Raw genomic sequence first — 17478 nt, 5'->3', positions numbered from 1 at the left:
CATTTTGCCCCATTATATATGCTTTTTATCATAAATATATTAAAGGTAATTATTTAGCAGCTTCCCATGTCCCAATTAACTTCCCTGTACCCTCCCTGTGGGTTCCCTGTGGGTTCCCTGTGGGTTACAAGTGTATCAATATGCAATATTCCCATATTAATTATCATTATTTTTTTAAAAAATTACTGTAACGTTTATGCTTAATAAAAGAATTTTTGGCAATTTAACAATTTTATCATCACCCTTACCAAAAACTTGATATTCTTCTGAACCCCTATCCCACAATTTGTAACTGAAACTCCTTTTGCTCATTTGGAGCTATTCAGATGACCTTTGTTTTATTGTCTATCCACTAATTTTTGCAGAGAACCATATTTTTAATTTTTGGAAGGATACTTGATTTCCAAAGTATTTGACAGAAAACAGGACAAATAAAAGGTTTACTATAAAGAGAGTTTTTAACGGAGGACATAAATGAAGAAGATTTTATTAGCAGTGTTGCTGATATGCTGGGTATTTCTGATGGCAGAAACCGTGATTGACGAAAGTTTTGACAGCCCCACAATGCCAACTGGCTGGACACAGGAATATGAAAACAGTAATATTTCCTGGATGCCTTATGCCGGTGGACATAACGGTAATCCAGCAGCACCACATTCGGGAGCTCGTAATGCTTATATTTATGGTGAAAGCTGCATAACAAAACTGGTAACACCTATGCTGAATATTGGTGGCTCAAATAGTGCTACATTAAGTTTCTGGTACGCCCATGTAGCCTGGCAAACCTCACAGGACATTCTGAAAATATATTATAAAACTGAACCGGATGATGACTGGTCACTGATAGCGACTTATGATACCAATATTACTGCCTGGACCCATGTAAATATTAATCTGCAGAGTGAAACCAGTTCATATTTTGTAGCCTTTGAAGCAGAATGTCACTGGGGACATGGAGTAGTATTAGATGATGTAGAGATCGTAGGTGATCCCAGTCCGGTCGGAGTGGTTTCAGGGCATGTTTATAATGCCAGTGGCATACCATTGACAGGAGCTGAAGTTCTGATCGAGGATGTAGGTATGAGTGCCCTTACTGCCCCTGGCGGTTCCTATACGATTGTTGCTGTTCCTGAAGGGTATCATCCATTTTTTGCTTCATTAGATGGTTATGGCTTTGATATGACAAATGCAACTGTAATCGCAGGAGAAACAGTTACTGTGGACTTTAATCTGCAGGAATATGTGGAAGTGATGGTTAGCGGTACTGTGATTTCAGAGCTTGATGGTGAGCCGGTGCAGGGAGCTACGATAAATCTGGAAGGATTTGCTGATTATGAAGGTCAAACTGCTGCAAATGGACAATTCCTGATTCCGGGGGTTTTCAGCAGTAATACTTATGAATTATCCATTACAAAACCTAATTATAATCCCTATTATGATTCTATTGAAATTGAGGAAGAAAATTATAATTGCGGAACTATGTCTATTTTTGAACCGATAACGATCACGGGGCTTGTGAATACCACTGCTGATCCTGATTCAGGTCTTGCTGGAGCTCAGGTTACACTGGAGGGTTATGCCACCCACACAACAAATACTGCTGCTAATGGTCAGTTTATAATCCCCGATCTGTATGCAAATGAAAATTACAGTCTTGAAATTACTTATGATAATCATAATCCCTATGAGGCAAATGTAATAGTCGAAGGTGATAATATTGATCTTGGTACTCTTACCCTGATATCACCTGTAAGTCTCACTGGTCATGTGGTTACAAATCTTGAACCCGGAGTAGGAGTGGAAGGAGCAACCGTGCAGCTTACCGGATTTGACACTCATAATACTGTAACTGATTCCCTGGGAGATTTTGAGATTGATGGGATATATGCTAATGAAGTATATGAACTCACCATTTCTTTCACAAATCATCATGTCCATACAGAAATGGTCAATATTGTCCAGGATGATATTGATCTGGGAACGATCACTTTAATTGCTCCTGTAGATATCACGGGCTGGGTGAATACTACTGCCTATCCTGATTCAGGACAAGCAGGTGCTCAGGTTACTCTGGATGGTTATGAAACCCATAATGTGCAAACCGCTGCTAATGGTCAATTCCTGATAACCAGTGTTTATTCTCTGGAAGAATATAACCTGGAAATTACCTACCCTAATCATAATCCCTATCTGGCTGTAGTTGATGTGCAGGACGAAGATATCGATCTGGGAACGCTTACTTTGATTTCACCTGTCAATCTAACGGGGCATGTTGTCAGCAATCTTGATCCGGAAACGGGATTGTTAAATGCCGATATTGACCTTACAGGTTATGCTTATCACACCACAGATACTGATTCACTTGGTAATTTCACAATTGATGCGATATATGCTAATGAAGATTATGAGATCAGTATTGACTACCCTGATCACAATATTTATACTCAGACTATTGATGTTGAGCAGGATAATATTGATCTGGGAACTATTACTTTAATTGGACCTGTAACTGTTTATGGATATGTGTATGGTTCTGATGATCTTGTTAATGGTCTTGCTGATGCGGATATTGAGCTTACAGGTAATGGCAATCATTCCACAACTACAGATTCCACGGGATATTATGAATTCACAGAAGTATTTGCTAATCAGGAATATACAGTGGATGTGGAAGCAGAAAATTTTTTCGATTACACAGTTTTGATTGAAGTAGAAAGCGTAAATCTGGAAGTTGAGGATATTATCCTTGAAGAAACCACCAGTCCCGCGGGAAATGTAAATGCTGCCATATTAGATGAATTCTCCACCCAGGTATCATGGAATACCCCAGGTGGTGGCAGTACTTATGAATTCCGTTATGATGACGGAAATGTTCATGATGAAATTGGTATTAATGCACCTCGAGCTGTGATTGGTGCAGTACACGAATATTATGCTATAGTAAATCAGGTGAAATGGTTTCTTACCAATGCTCATACTCATCCAACTGTAAAGATCAAGATCTTTGGGATAACAAGTAATGGTATGCCTAATTCTGATAATATACTATATGAATCAGGATTAATTCCAAATGTAAACAATCAGTGGAGAACCTATACTCTGCCCACCCCGGTTTCAGCGCCAAATGGTTTCTTTGTGGGGATCAGCACACCCAACCGCTGGACAGATCTGGGAATGGACGATGGTGATGGAGAACCCTGGGTATTCCAACCTGGTACTCAATTTTCCACTACTGACTTTGAAACCAATGTCTGGAATGATATCAGTGGTTATCCTGATGCCGGTAATTTAATGCTAAGAGCTTATGGATTGAATATTGGTCCTCCTTTAAATAGAGAACTGGAAGGATATAAACTATTCAGAATGGTGCATGCAGATATCACTGATCCAGACGAGTGGGAAGTAGTAGCAGAAAACCTGCAGGATACCACATATACAGACACTACCTGGTGGTATCTGGATGAAGGTACCTGGCATTATGCTGTGCGTTGTCAGCACACTAATGGTGTAGAATCAATAGCTACTTTCTCAAATGGCTTAGACAAAGATGACCCACCAACATTTGAAGCTGATTTCTATATCACTGATCCTGATGGTAATCCCTTGCAGTATTGCATCACCAGCCTTACGGGCTTCTATCATACTTATAATTCTAATTCAGATGCTCAAGGTCTGGCTGATTATACTGTGAATCCCGGAGTATATGATCTGCATATTTCCCGTAATGGCTATGAGGATTATGATCTGGAAGATATATTAATTGTTGAAGATATTGAGATGGATATCATGCTGGAAAATACGGGAGAAAATGAAGATCAGATTACATCACAAACCTGTCTGCAGGAGATATATCCCAATCCTTTCAATCCTGAAACTACTTTGAGCTTTAACCTGAAAGAATCTTCTTATACTACCATTGAAGTATATAATCTTAAAGGTCAAAAAATAGCATCAGTAATTGATCAGGAATTACCTGCCGGCTCACATTCTATCACCTGGGATGCCGCTCAGCAGCCTTCAGGAATATATTTCATCAAATTCCAGGCGGATGGTATTACTCAGCTCAGCAAGGCAGTACTTCTGAAATAATTAAGTATATCAAAAAAAAATAAAGAGCTTCGTAAGGAGCTCTTTTTTATTGTATTCCCCATTTAAGCAGATGTGGACCACCGGTGTATTCACAGGTCCATCCTTCGCTTACGCTGCCAAGGCTACGACACGGTCTACGAGGGGCGTAGATGCGGGAGAATAAACCACCTAAGCTACAGATATATAATGCGTATACAGACCATCCCTGGTCTGATTTATTGAAGAATCTTAGCCACGGATTGCACGGATGAACACGGATAAGAAGACCTTGCGAATGGTTGCTAAACCTTCGCAATGGTTAATTTTACAGATAATGTAATGTAAGAATCATCAACTACTGAACACACTGAATTCACCAGCCTTCGATACTATTACGGTTTGGCAAGCGGAAGAATGTAATGTAAGATTTTTTTAAGCAACGAATTGCTTTCATATATTACAGCTCATCAAGACAACCCTAACAAAATGAACTATTTATATTAGAAGAAAATGAAAGATTCTTTAACCGCTAAATAGCGTGAAAGGAAGAACGCGAAATAAGATTATAATACATTTAATATTGAGCTGCATTTCTCATTTTTTTATTTTCTTACATTTTTTCGCGTACTTTTAGCGGATTTCGCGGTTGATAAATTTTTGTATTAGAATTTTGAGCGTTAAAGGAGCAATTTATAATGTAAACAATAATCTTGGCTGGTGAGAATTGAAAGTCTCATTAGTTCAGATAAAACAGATTTTGAGAAATTGATTGATATTTTGATTGACATATTTTTTTTGATATTTAATTCGATGAGCAGAAATAAGGAGGTAATGATAAGAATGAGAATAATTTATGCAATTATAATTTTATTATTGATTGTGAGTTTTTTATACTGTGAGATAATTAATAATCAGGTTGTAGAGAAAGCGGGAAGCGAAGTTCCTGAAGGACTTGTGTTTGTGGAAGGAGGGACATTCAGTATGGGCTTTAATGATGATTATCAAGGAATGTCGATATATAGCGTGATTGTGACTGTGAGTGATTTTTATATAGGTAAGTATGAGGTGACTGTAGCAGAATTTAAAAAGTTTATAGACGCTTCCAACTACAAAACCGATGCAGAGAAGAATGGTTATAGCTACATTTATGATGGAAGTTGGGTAAAGAAAAATGGAGTAACCTGGAAAGATGATGTAAAAGGGAAGGCGAGAAGTAGAAGTGATTATTCGCATCCGGTAATACATGTAAGCTGGAATGATGCAACATCGTATTGTGAATGGGCAGGTGGCAGGCTGCCTACTCAAGCTGAATGGGAGTTTGCTGCTCGTGGTGGTAATAAAAGCGATGGGTACAAATATTCAGGTAGTAATGATATTGGACAGGTAGCCTGGTATTCCAATAATTCAGTAAGTAAAACACATAGTGCGGGTGAGAAAAAAGAAAATGAATTAGGGATTTATGACATGAGCGGTAATGTCTGGGAGTGGTGTAATGATTGGTATGCAGTTATTAGCCTTGAATCACAGACAAATCCGAGTGGACCGTCATCGGGCTCTGACCGTGTGCTTCGGGGTGGTTGCTGGTACGGCATTGCCCTTCGCTGTCGGGTAGCTTTTCGCATCAGCAGCAGCCCTGCCGGTTACAGCAACCTTATTGGCTTCCGTATGAGTCATAGTTCAAAATAGAAATATTTCTTTTTTGAGCTAAAAAAAAGAAATTGATCAATGTAATGGAGAAAAGGGCGGAGCGGTAACGCAGAGCGGAGCGTACCTTTACGTAGTGGAATGGATAAATTTCCGGAATGTTGGGAGGAATAAACCACCTAAGCCAAAGATTTATGCTGCGTATCCAGACCATCCCTGGTCTGATTTATTATTTAAGAATTAGCCACGGATTGCACGGATTAACACGGACAATGTAATGTAAGATATTTTTTAAGCAACGAACAAGACTAACAAAACGAACTATTTATAATAGAAGAAAATGTAAGATTTATTAACCACTAATAGCTTTCGCAAGCTTACAGCTCATCAAGAAACCGCGAATTAGCGCGAAAGGAAGAACAAGAAATAAGATGATAATAAATTTAATCTTGAACCGCATTATTCATTTTTTTATTTTCTTACATTTTTTCGCGTACTTTTAGCGGATTTCGCGGTTGATAAATTTTTGTATTAGAATTTTGAGTATTAAAGGAGCAATTTATAATGTAAACAGTAATCTTGACTGGTGAGAATTGAACCGTCTCATTAGTTCAGATAAAACAGATTTTGAGAAATTGATTGACATTTTGAGTGGTATAAATGGATTTAAAATTCTAAAAAGAAATTTGCCTGGAGGTAACATGGCTGAGATAAATGAAATCAGTGTTGAAAAGAAATTTTCACTGGTGGAATTATTAATGATAATCATGATTGTGGGTATTGCATTCACAATAATTGTGCCGCTTTCAATGAGCAGTAAAAATCACAAGATGATCGATGAAGCTGTCTATAATTTACAACTTATTGCCCAAAAAGATGTGCAGTTTTATAATGATCCGGAGAATGGATATTATGCCTTTGATGTATCAATGCTCAATATTGAAGATGGAAGCCTGAGAAAAACTGATGGTGAATACATTTTTGACTATACTTTGACAGATTCCACAGCGGTTGCCACCACGAATGAAAAGTTTGGTATTGAAGGTGCAAAAATATTTTATTATCTGCCACGCGGTCCCTGGGCACTGGGAGATGACAAGGTTTCCACAAGCACATTTGATTCCGCCTGGCTGCCATAAATAATTCTATTAATAAATTTAAGACCTTCCTTGAGAAGGTCTTTTTTTTGACATATGATAAATATTCCTGAGTTCAATCTGATACCTTTAATAGCGTTTGGGTATGCAGAACTGCATTATCATCTGCCTTGGCTCTATCCCGTGTATTACAGGCGTCAACCGGAAATCATTGCTGACCTGCCACATCGTCTGGCACTTGAAAAAAACGATTCTCTCCCCCTGGTGATCATTATCAAAGATGCTGATAAGTATCCGGTTCACTTACATAAGATCATCGTTGAGCTTTTTGACGCCCAGGGCAACCTAGCGCAGGAAACTTTTGAGCTTGATATTCAAGTACAAGATAGGTGGTTTTCCAGACAGCTCTTTATTAATATATCTTCATTTATACCCGATAGTGAAGTGTTTATTAATATCATTTTTGAACTTACCTGCAGAAATAAACCACTAAAAGTAAAAAATGATAACTTCCCCGGCATATCTAAAAAGCCCTTTCGCACTTTTCTTGCTGCCCATGGCTTACCTCTGCCGGAAAACTGGTTTGCGGGTGATATTCATTATCATTCAAATTATACCAGCGACCAGGTGGAGTTTGGAGCAGATATCAGCTCAACGATAACGATGGCTAAAGCTCTGGGCTTAAGCTGGTTCTGCGTAACTGACCATTCCTATGACCTTGATGACATGATAGATGATTTCACCAAAAATGACCCAGCTTTACCAAAATGGCACGATATGTTGCAGGAATGTAATGAAAAGGATAGCCCGGAAGTTCGTGTAATTGCTGGAGAAGAGGTTTCTATAGGCAACAGCAAAGGCAAAAATGTTCACCTGCTGGCATTGAACCAGAAGGAATTTATCGATGGTCATGGTGATAGTGCTGAAGTGTGGGGAAAAAATAAACATCAACACAGTTTAAAAGAAATTCCCCAATATAAAAACTCAGAAAACCTCTTCATTGCTGCTCATCCTCTCGAAAAAGTGCCTCTTGCACAAAAACTCACTCTCAGGCGGGGTAACTGGTCTCTTGATGATTATCAGCAAAGCAATATTAATATCCTCCAATTAATCAACAGCGATGAACCCAATAAGATTGAAAAGAATATCCTCACCTGGACTGAATACCTGCTAAAGGGCAAAAAGTTATTTATCACTGCCGGAAATGATGCTCATGGTAATTTTAATATCATGCGCCAGATCAGTTTTCCCTTTGTGACTCTCTGGGAGACGCATAAACAGATATTTGGCAGATGGATGACCGTCTTTGAATCCGTTTCAAATGATCCGCTCCCGGCTCTTGCTGCCGGCAGGATGATCGTCTCCAATGGTCCTTTTCTTGCTCTTTATATTCATCAATTGGAAGATAAATGGCAAATGGGAGAAACCTGTCCACTCCGTCATGGCAGCGTGGAATATGATGCCCGGACTACCCCGGAATTTGGTGAAATTGATACTATCTATTGTTATCGCGGTGATTTGAATACTGGCACTGAATTTCGTTTTCCAGTAGCCTGCCCCGTTAATATTGCCCTGCCTGCAAATGGCTATATCCGCATGAGCCTGATAACCACCAACGGCTTCACCGCCTACACGAATCCGATATTTACCAATAACTAAACTGAAGAATTAATATAATCCAGCAGATCAAGCTGAAAGTCCTTCAGTTTGCGCATCCGCTCATTTTTACTACCAGCTCTGATCACTCCTCCAGCAGCATTATCATGTCCACCACCCAGTTTTAATTCCTCCATAAATACGCCTAACTGCTTATCAGAAGGAGTAAGGAAATTCTTAGCTACTGAGATCTTGAGATTATTGGTTTTCCTGCCATAGGACACTTCATTGGCTATCAGCAGGATATACTGTGCCTCTGGCTGAACCACAAGTGCTAAGGTCTTATTGAATTTGGGAGAAAAGGACAGATTTGAGCAATCAATCACTACTATCTGTTTGTCCTCATCGTCCGGGATAAAACTATGCAGTTTCTCGATAAATTCAATATCTTTTTCCCGTGTAACCAGTTTTTGCTTCCACCTGCTCTGGATTTTGTCAGAAGCAGTCACAGCTTCCAAAGGCTCATCACGCAATTGACGCGTAAGCCAGGCAAGATGATGGCTCATTGCCGGATATGATTCACTATTAATATTTATAGTATCATTTAAAATATTCATGGGATCTGGACTTAACCAGCTTTCGATGGAATCATAATCCATTGTATCCACAATGTTAGCTGCCTTCACAAGATCTTTGAAATAGTCCGGCAGTTCTTGCGTGAGTGAAAAATATTCAAAAGCCACCTGTGCCGCACTGGGAGCGATCCGGTTTGCACCCTCAATATTCTCCGGGTTCAAGCCGCGATCTTTCAATTCCTGAATATTGGTGGCATGATGATCAAACCAGAGCTGACAGCCACTGATATAGGGCAGATCACAGATGATATCCTGCACAGAAACAGCCTGCCTGTAGATATTAACCGGTGTGGCAAAATGAAATTGATCAGTTTTCAGGCAGTAACTAACGATTGCTGCCGAAGCAGCTCCATCAAAATCACAATGAGTAAATATTGTTGAGGACAAAGTAACTCCTTTTTATCATATTAAAACCCTTCCCTTCAATATTTTCTGCAAATATCGGTCAAGAAATATCCCTCCCAGCCAAGACCTTGCGTATGGTTGAAAACCTTCGCAATGGTTGATCAAGGAATAGCAACTTATAAGTCTTAACAAATAACCCATTTAGCAATAAAAATACCTTGCTAATAACGGTCAATCATTGCGGAGGTGCAAGCACCATGCGCAAGGTCTCAGATAAGTATAATTTCCAATAACTTAGATTGTACAGTTTTTCCAACACCTGCCTTCTAATAACCTACTGAATATAATAATATAATATATAATAAAATATTAATCAAACATAACTCCTGATCAGGAATATTTTTCAGCATTAGAACTATAAATTTGTTACAATATTATACTAAAGTACCTAAATAACTATATAATTATATATATCATATATAAATACAAAATCAAGTATCCCTCTGGTATCTTAAAGGTAGAACAACAAAGCACATAGTGACATTTTTTTGTTATATTGTGCTTTGTTGTTACACCTGTTATACACTTACATGGCTAAAAAATGTCCGCTAAAAGTTAATATAATATGTAAAATAAGGGATATAAAAAAGTGATTTTGGAGTAAATGTAGGAGAGGAAAGATCAAGTTAGATTAAAAAATTAAATTTGAAGTGGAAAAAGATCAGGTTTCCAGATTTATATGCCATCTGATCTTTTGGATTCTATTTTTTATTTTAATTATATTATCAATGATGTCTTGGTAGTCAGGGAAATCTCCATAGATCAGATTTCTGAATTCTTTTTCATAAGTAACTTTCAATTCCTTTGCCACAGAAAGTGTATCAGAGAAAATCAAAGCTTTTACTGGATGATTTGCCAGCCAGGCATTATTATGTTTAAAACTCTGGATATCAGTTTCGGCTACTATTATAAGAAGTTTTTCAAATTCATCACTTTCCAAAAAAGTGCTGTATCGTGAATTACTAATCAGCATATAAAGGTCATAGAAATGTCTGATCTTTTCCTTCAGGCGATTTACGGGATCAGGTTCATAAGAAAATCTAACCAGGCTCATAATTTTTTCACAAATTGTTCTTTCAGGGTCTAAGATTTTTATTTTGAAAGGCATCAGATCAAATTTATCAGCCATGTCCATTTGACCATTAGTTTTCAGCATATCGAATATATACGAGTTTACATATGTTGTATTATAGGGTTCAAAACTGCCTAAGCAAGTTGCTTCAATAATGATTTTATCTTTGACCTGTCCAAATGCACCCACAGCGGTTTTAGGATATACATGAACAGTCTTCCTTATTACACCCTTTTTATTGGTAATACCAGCTACATTTTCTTCAGGTAACTTATGGGAAACAACTTTGCTGATCAATTTCAGTTTTCTTTTTAAAGTATTACTTGTATCGCCGGCGTTTTTGATGATAACTAAATCAATATCTTCTGAAAACCGCTTGATAAGATCAAAACATTTTGATAAGGAAGTGCCACCTTTTAAAATGGTAAATTCATTTACTTCACTTCTGGATATAAGCTGCAGGACGTAGGTTACCCAGTAGTCTTTCTTAATATATATGGCTGGAATGCCAAGTTTTTGAGAACATGCCAGCAGAGCTTGTGAAAATAAATTTTGATCGATATGCAGATTCATGTTATATTCCATTTATTAGAGAACTTAAGTGTATTTACTGCTTCAGGGATTTTATATGTTGTGATTGGGTTAAGAGTCTTCAGCAGGGAATTTGTATCTATCTTACAGGGAGATTCGTCAATTATTGCTCCCAGCAATGCTCTGGTGGAAGGGGGATACTTCCGGGATAGCTTCATCATCGTTACAATTCTGTCAGAAGGGAAATCAGAAATAATTTTTATAAATCTGGAGCAAGAGTTTTGAATTGTTGTTGCTGGTATTTTTTTTATATACCTGATTGAATCCAGAATCTGTAAAAGGGGTATTTTATCCCTGGTAATTACATTATTTTGTTTAACAAAACTTATAGCGTAGATGTCTCTTTGGAAAGACTGCCGTATTTCATTTCTACTGATTTGAATTGTACTGCTAACCTGATCAGTTAATCCCAGCTCATTGAAGATAGTATAACCGGTGATATAGCCAATAACGTTACTTCCATTTTTTAGCAGGTCTTTTACAATTTCATTGATTTCTGGTTTGAGTTCTCCAAATATGCTACGCTGAGGTTTATAAAATCTTCCTTTGGAAATCTTCTGTATTTTCCCGCTGTAAACCAGTCTATTCAGGGTTTTTACAACAGATTCCATCTTATTCACATCATATAGTATATCACTATAAGTGAATATATAACCCCTGGGCAGTCTATCGACCATACTCCTTATAATTTCTGCATTATTCATGATCAAATTATATTTAATATGGTAAAATTGTCCAGTTTTATTAATATTTTACTGGATTATGAATATTATGGACGTTATGGACAGAATGAACTTTGAGGAGATGGTGGGGAATAATAATTTTGACAGGAATCTGGGGGTGTGAAAAATTACCTTTAACGAGAATAATAGAGTTTTACAGAAGGAATTAAATGATAGGTACAATATTACAGATATTAGGATCACTGGGGATGTTTCTCTATGGAATGAGAATCATGTCAGATGGGATCCAGAAGGCAGCTGGTGACCGATTGCAGAGCATTTTGAACTATATGGCACGAAATCGATATACCGCTGTACTCACGGGATTTATGATTACAGCAATGATCCAGTCATCATCTGCGACCACAGTGATGGTGGTGAGTTTTGCCAATGCTGCTTTATTGAGTCTGCATCAGGCAATTGGCGTGATCATGGGAGCGAATATTGGAACTACGGTGACTACGTGGATAGTATCATTTTTTGGTTTTAAATTTAAGATAGATTCTATTGCAATACCTATAATCGGGATCGGGTTCCCCTTTTTCCTGAGTCGCAGTAAAACTAAAAGAGATTATGGCGAGATCCTGGTCGGATTTGGATTGCTGTTCCTGGGATTAAGTTTTCTCAAGGATTCAGTACCTAATATTCAGGATAATCCTCATATTCTGGAATTTCTGAATAATTATACAGGTCTGGGTTTCTGGTCATTTGTGATCTTTGTGATAGTGGGATCAGTACTTACGATGGTGGTTCAATCGTCATCAGCAGCGATGGCAGTGACGGTGACCATGGCATTTATGGGGTGGATAGATTATCCAACTGCCTGTGCGATAGTGCTGGGAGAGAATATTGGAACTACCATTACAGCAAATCTGGCAGCAGTGGGAACTTCGGTAAATGCCAAACGGGCGGCGAGGGCGCATTTTCTCTTCAACTTGTTTGGAGTGCTTTGGATAATGCTGTTCTTTAAGCAGTTCCTGGTTCTGGTGGATTGGGCTAGTCCGTTCTGGGAGAGAACAGATATGCATCATTTGCCCTTGAAGCTGGCTCTTTTCCACACACTTTTCAATTTAACAAATACCCTTATCTGTCTTCCTTTGATCGGAGTAATTGCTAAAATAGTGAGTAAATGGCTGCCGGAAAAGGAAGAAAGTTCGCTATTACCTTATAAACTGCAATATATCTCAACAGGGGTGCAGGATACGGCACAATTGAATCTTTTGAATGCCAAGCTTGAGATAGAATCGATGACAGAAGTAACTGAAAAGATGTTTAATATTTTTCTTGATCTATATCAGAATCCGCAGAAAAAACTGGGAACATTGATAGAAGAGATGAGTAATCTGGAAGAATTGACCGATCAGATGCAGGAACAGATAACCTATTATCTGGTGGAATGCACCAAGGAAGATCTAAACGAAAGCTCGCTGATGAATGTGAATGCCATGCTGAGGATCATCAATGAGCTGGAGAATATAGGTGACAGCTGCATGAAGCTTACTTACCTCCTGCAGAGACGTTATGACCGCAAGATAGCTTTGCATCATAATGCTGATGTGGAAATTCTTGATTTCAGTAAGATGGTGATAGAATTTATGGCATTAAATAAGGAGCAGATGAATCGACATATGGAGCAGCGAGTACTGGAACTTGCCTTTAAGCTTGAGAAAAAGATCAATAGTAGTCGTGACGAATTAAAGAAGGCATCCCAGAAGCGCCTGCAGGCTGGTGCAGAAGTTCAGGGAGAATTATTATATATGGATCTGCTTAAGCATTTTGAGCATATAGGAGATAATTCCTTAAATATTGCTCAGGCTTTGCGGAAAATAAATTAGAAGAAAGAAGAATAATATATAAGTTTAGTCAGGAGGGATATATGAAGAAAATAGGTTTTTTAATTTTTTTATTAATATTATTTTCACTTCAATTGCAGGCAAGGCGAAACATCGTATTGACTGGTTACTGGTCACCCACCAGCGAAATGATCTATCAATTCAGCAATGATCCTGAATTAAATCCAGATGGCTGGATAGGAGAGAACTGGGAAGATTGCGGTTATGATGTGTATGCATTTTTTCCGGCATTTAATCGTGTAACGCGAGATTTTGAAGTGGATTATCAGGCAACCTGGGAAGATTTCTGGGCAACTGTGGATATTTATAATCCTATTGCCATAATCAGTTGGGGTGCTGGTGCAGGACCCTGGGAGATAGAGTATAATGCCCGGAATTTAGCGAGCTGGGTGAACGATTATGAATATCCTTATCAGCCAACACCTTCACCCCCAGATGATACTGTACCGGTGAATTTTGTACGCCATGCCACGCTTCCAGTAGAAGCAATAGAGGCAGCAGTAGATGAGCAGTCACCCTTGAATGCCTGGGTGGACTGGAATGGAAATGCGGGAGCATTTTTGTGTGAATATATGGCATATCTGGGAATGTGGTATCAGGGAATTCACAGTAGTATGGAAGATGAATATCCTTGCCTGGCAGCAGGTTTTATTCATGTAAGCTCAGGTGTAAATCTGGGATATGCCACTGACGCTGCCCAGATAACGCTGCGTACGACAATTGAATATCTTCATAGTTTTGTTGATCTTGAGGGGACAGTGTATGCAGATGGAATAGATCCTGCCGGAACTCAGGTGACTTTGATCAGCGAAGATGACACGGAATATAATGTCACAGCAGATGAGAATGGAGAATTTGAGATCCCCTTATTCCCTTCTGGCACCTATGATGTTAGAGCCTATCTTGACAGGTATTATTTTTACGAAGGAGTAGCAGATATTGATTCAGAAAATAATCTGCTGGACATTGTACTGGAAGAATATCAATCTAATGATCCCTTAAGCTGGTGTGCAGAGCCATTGCAGTTTGTAAGTTCTGCTCCCAATTTGAATATTATGATTGCCGGAGTATATGAACCTGAAGACCTGGCACCTTATGTGAATTGTCATTTGCGGGAACTTGGTTTTACCTGTGGAGTGGATAGCACAGATGCAGAAGTGCAGTTAATTTTATATCAAGGGACACCGGAAAATGAAGAATTAATGGAGATTCTCTATGAAGAAGATCTTGCCGATTTCAGTGCAGGAGATTATATAATATACTGGCTGGAAGGCGAGAGCCTGATAACAGAAGAAACCTGGGAACAGGGACTTACTCTGGCCTATCAGATAGCATCTGATACTGGAGATATTGGCTGGATGGATGAAGGTCCGGCAGTATCTGGAAAGGGTAATATGATCAAAGTGTCTGGACAATGGATGGAAGCAGAAGATATGCTGGGAGTAGATGGCAACTGGGATATCAGCCTGGGATTTTATGGGGAAATGATCAGTGATGAAACTAATGATCTGATCTCTGTAAGCTCAAATCTGGTTAATTATCCCAATCCCTTTAATCCTGAAACATATATCAGATATAATAATTCCCAGAGCATAAAAGCAGAAATATCTATCTATAACATCAAGGGTGAACTGGTGAGAAGAGCAGATATGAACCGCAATAATAACGGCAGCTTTATGTGGTGCTGGAGTGGGGAAGATCAGTCAGGAAAGTCAGTGGCTACTGGAGTCTATCTGGCGAAAGTTAAAAGCGAAGGAAATGTAGAGCAACGGAAGATGCTGCTGATCAAATAAATGTAAATCGCCGGACTGAAAAGTCCGGCATTTTTTTTACTTGTGTTTTTTAAGAGAAGAATTAGTTACTCGATTCTGGATTTCTTCTCTAATTTCATGTTTAGAATTGCGGTTACGTCTGGCATTACGACTGTCTATAAAAATAGCGATCACAATAAAACCAACCAGTATAACTGTTAAAACAATGTCAATGTAAGTAAAACCTGTTTCCATTAAACCCTCACCATTCTCACGTTTAATAAAATAATTCCGATCAACAATACTGAATAAGCAAAAAGAGCTTTAGCGCTAAATTTACGTTTCCAGATAAAAGCATCCGTCACTACCGCTAATAGCACAACTCCCGATGCAAGAAGCGGATATGCAATCGATGCAGGAATCGATGTCAAGCTGTCCATGAAGAGTTTTGTTGTCAACTGATTAGGGATTCCGAGAATAAAACCAAGGGCGATTGAGTGGAAATTAAAGCTTCTCTTTTTGTAAATAATCAAAAATATAGTAAAGCAGAGTGCGGATGTAAACAAGATGGCAAGGTATAATGTTGGTTCAGCGAGTCCCGTTTCATCATATACCTTCATAAAGGAATCTGTAAATCCTGTAACCATTAAAAGGACCAGTGCCAAACCCGGCTTGCTGATATGTCCGGTGAAGCTCAAACGTAGAAACGCCAGAATGATCAAGGCAATTGCCAGATACTTGATAAAAAACAGAGTTTCGTTGAAGATAAAAATGGAAAGCAGCGTAGGAATGATCAAGGAAACCCTCATCATTCCAACAGAAATTGATTGTCCATTGCGGATAATATTCTTCTGATAGATCAGGAAATTGATCAGGAAAAAGAGTCCCGCTACTATTCCTAAACCATATTCCTGGATTCCAGCCTGGTGCACTGGGATATGATTTGTGCTCCAGCTAAATAGTGATGCCACCAGATAGTTACCTGCAAAAATGTAATAGATATCATTCCTGCTGCTGCGATTGAACCAGGTGAGCAGGTTAGCAATTGCCACCGAGCATAGTATTGATAAAACCAATGATATCATATTTACCTCAGTGACAGGAAATGTAGAGTATAAAAAAGTGGAAAGTAAAATCTTAAGGGAACATTGCAGTGCTTTTGCGCCAGGCTATGGTAGGGGCAGACCCGTGTGTCTGCCCAGAAGTTACTGTTTTGATATAATCTAAAGAGGGCAGACACCTGGATCTGCCCCTACCATTCGGTCAGGAGGTGGATATAACTTGAAATATTGACAATACAAGGATAATTATAGAAATGGAAATATGATATATATAATATTAGGAATAATCGGTTTAATAGCCGGTGTGATGAGCGGGATATTTGGCATTGGTGGAGGAGTGGTGATCGTACCATTTCTGGTAACCTTTGCCGGGTTGGGAATAAAAGCAGCAAATGGTACTTCCCTGGCAGCATTATTACTCCCAGTGGGATTACTTGCTGTGATCACTTATAAGAAAGAGAATCTGATAGATATTAAGGCAGGATTGCTGATCGCGGTGGGATTGGCAAGCGGTGTGGCATTAGGAGCACTTCTGGCTCTTGATCTACCAGTGGGGGTCCTCAAAAGACTTTATGGTGCTTTTCTCATTTTTGTGAGTTACAGATTCCTGGTGTTGCCATATCTGCGAAGAAAACGCAGTATGACAGAATTGATCACTGGAGAGGAAATATCTGGCAAATTCTGGCAGTTTTTGCTGCTGGGTCTGGCTGCCGGTGTAATGAGCGGATTATTTGGCATAGGTGGTGGAGTGGTGATAGTGCCACTGTTGTGTACATTATTTCATTTTGAGCAGCGAAAAGCTGCTGGAACTTCTCTGGCAGCGCTTTTATTACCAGTAGGCTTGCCAGGAGTATTATTATATAATCAGGCAGGAGAATTATCATTTATCTCTGCTGCCCCTGTGGCAATTGGCTTGCTGTTGGGTGCGTTGGGTGGAGCTAAACTGGCAATAGGGTTGAATCCGGTAATTGTGAAAAGACTTT

Annotated in this window: 12 protein-coding genes; 7 read left to right on the top strand and 5 right to left on the bottom strand. The window is 38.8% G+C overall.

What is annotated here, in order from left to right; translation table 11 throughout:
* Positions 1 to 474: 474 nt before the first annotated feature.
* From RAO94_10960 to RAO94_10945, 4 genes are all read left to right on the top strand, one after another.
* Positions 475 to 4089 (top strand): carboxypeptidase regulatory-like domain-containing protein, encoded by a 3615-nt coding sequence (locus RAO94_10960; protein MDP8322859.1) that lies wholly within the window; start codon positions 475 to 477, stop codon positions 4087 to 4089.
* An 810-nt stretch (positions 4090 to 4899) separates the two neighbouring features.
* The gene (locus RAO94_10955) at positions 4900 to 5754 is read left to right on the top strand and encodes an SUMF1/EgtB/PvdO family nonheme iron enzyme (protein ID MDP8322858.1); all 855 of its coding nucleotides are present in this window, start codon (positions 4900 to 4902) and stop codon (positions 5752 to 5754) included.
* 659 nt (positions 5755 to 6413) lie between these two features.
* The gene (locus RAO94_10950; protein ID MDP8322857.1) at positions 6414 to 6851 is read left to right on the top strand and encodes a type II secretion system protein; all 438 of its coding nucleotides are present in this window, start codon (positions 6414 to 6416) and stop codon (positions 6849 to 6851) included.
* A 54-nt stretch (positions 6852 to 6905) separates the two neighbouring features.
* Positions 6906 to 8468 carry a CehA/McbA family metallohydrolase gene (locus tag RAO94_10945; GenBank protein ID MDP8322856.1) on the top strand — a complete coding sequence of 521 codons (1563 nt, stop codon included), beginning with the start codon at positions 6906 to 6908 and terminating at the stop codon, positions 8466 to 8468.
* Here the strand turns inward: RAO94_10945 and RAO94_10940 are convergent.
* The 3 genes from RAO94_10940 to RAO94_10930 all read right to left on the bottom strand — a co-directional run bounded on the left by RAO94_10940 (position 8465) and on the right by RAO94_10930 (position 11785).
* The gene (locus RAO94_10940; GenBank protein ID MDP8322855.1) at positions 8465 to 9427 is read right to left on the bottom strand and encodes a hypothetical protein; all 963 of its coding nucleotides are present in this window, start codon (positions 9425 to 9427) and stop codon (positions 8465 to 8467) included. The genes RAO94_10945 and RAO94_10940 overlap by 4 nt on opposite strands.
* Positions 9428 to 10106: 679 nt before the next feature.
* Positions 10107 to 11102, bottom strand: a complete 996-nt coding sequence (locus RAO94_10935) for a nucleotidyl transferase AbiEii/AbiGii toxin family protein (protein MDP8322854.1) — start codon at positions 11100 to 11102, stop codon at positions 10107 to 10109.
* A complete protein-coding gene (locus tag RAO94_10930; GenBank protein ID MDP8322853.1) occupies positions 11087 to 11785 on the bottom strand; it encodes a DUF6088 family protein in 699 nt (232 codons plus the stop codon). Before RAO94_10930 ends, RAO94_10935 begins: the two co-directional genes overlap by 16 nt.
* Before the next feature lie 215 nt (positions 11786 to 12000).
* Between RAO94_10930 and RAO94_10925 the strand changes: the two genes are divergently transcribed.
* Together RAO94_10925 and RAO94_10920 are read left to right on the top strand one after the other, a co-directional pair.
* Positions 12001 to 13665 (top strand): Na/Pi cotransporter family protein, encoded by a 1665-nt coding sequence (locus RAO94_10925; protein MDP8322852.1) that lies wholly within the window; start codon positions 12001 to 12003, stop codon positions 13663 to 13665.
* 41 nt (positions 13666 to 13706) lie between these two features.
* Positions 13707 to 15476, top strand: coding sequence for a FlgD immunoglobulin-like domain containing protein (locus RAO94_10920; protein MDP8322851.1), 1770 nt, complete (start codon positions 13707 to 13709; stop codon positions 15474 to 15476).
* Positions 15477 to 15512: 36 nt separating this feature from the next.
* Here the strand turns inward: RAO94_10920 and RAO94_10915 are convergent, their stop codons facing one another.
* Both RAO94_10915 and RAO94_10910 read right to left on the bottom strand, forming a co-directional pair.
* Positions 15513 to 15689, bottom strand: coding sequence for a hypothetical protein (locus RAO94_10915; GenBank protein ID MDP8322850.1), 177 nt, complete (start codon positions 15687 to 15689; stop codon positions 15513 to 15515).
* Positions 15689 to 16519 (bottom strand): hypothetical protein, encoded by an 831-nt coding sequence (locus RAO94_10910; GenBank protein MDP8322849.1) that lies wholly within the window; start codon positions 16517 to 16519, stop codon positions 15689 to 15691. The genes RAO94_10915 and RAO94_10910 overlap by 1 nt, the downstream gene beginning before the upstream one ends.
* Positions 16520 to 16757: 238 nt before the next feature.
* On the opposite strand from RAO94_10910, the gene RAO94_10905 reads away from it, so the two are divergent.
* On the top strand, positions 16758 to 17478 hold a 721-nt coding region (locus tag RAO94_10905; GenBank protein MDP8322848.1), incomplete at its 3' end, for a sulfite exporter TauE/SafE family protein.

Origin of the sequence: Candidatus Stygibacter australis (assembly GCA_030765845.1) — a bacterium.
Taxonomy (GTDB): Bacteria; Cloacimonadota; Cloacimonadia; order Cloacimonadales; family TCS61; genus Stygibacter; species Stygibacter australis.
Note: the sequence above shows the minus strand (reverse complement) of the source record. Positions and strands in the feature narration are given on the sequence as shown.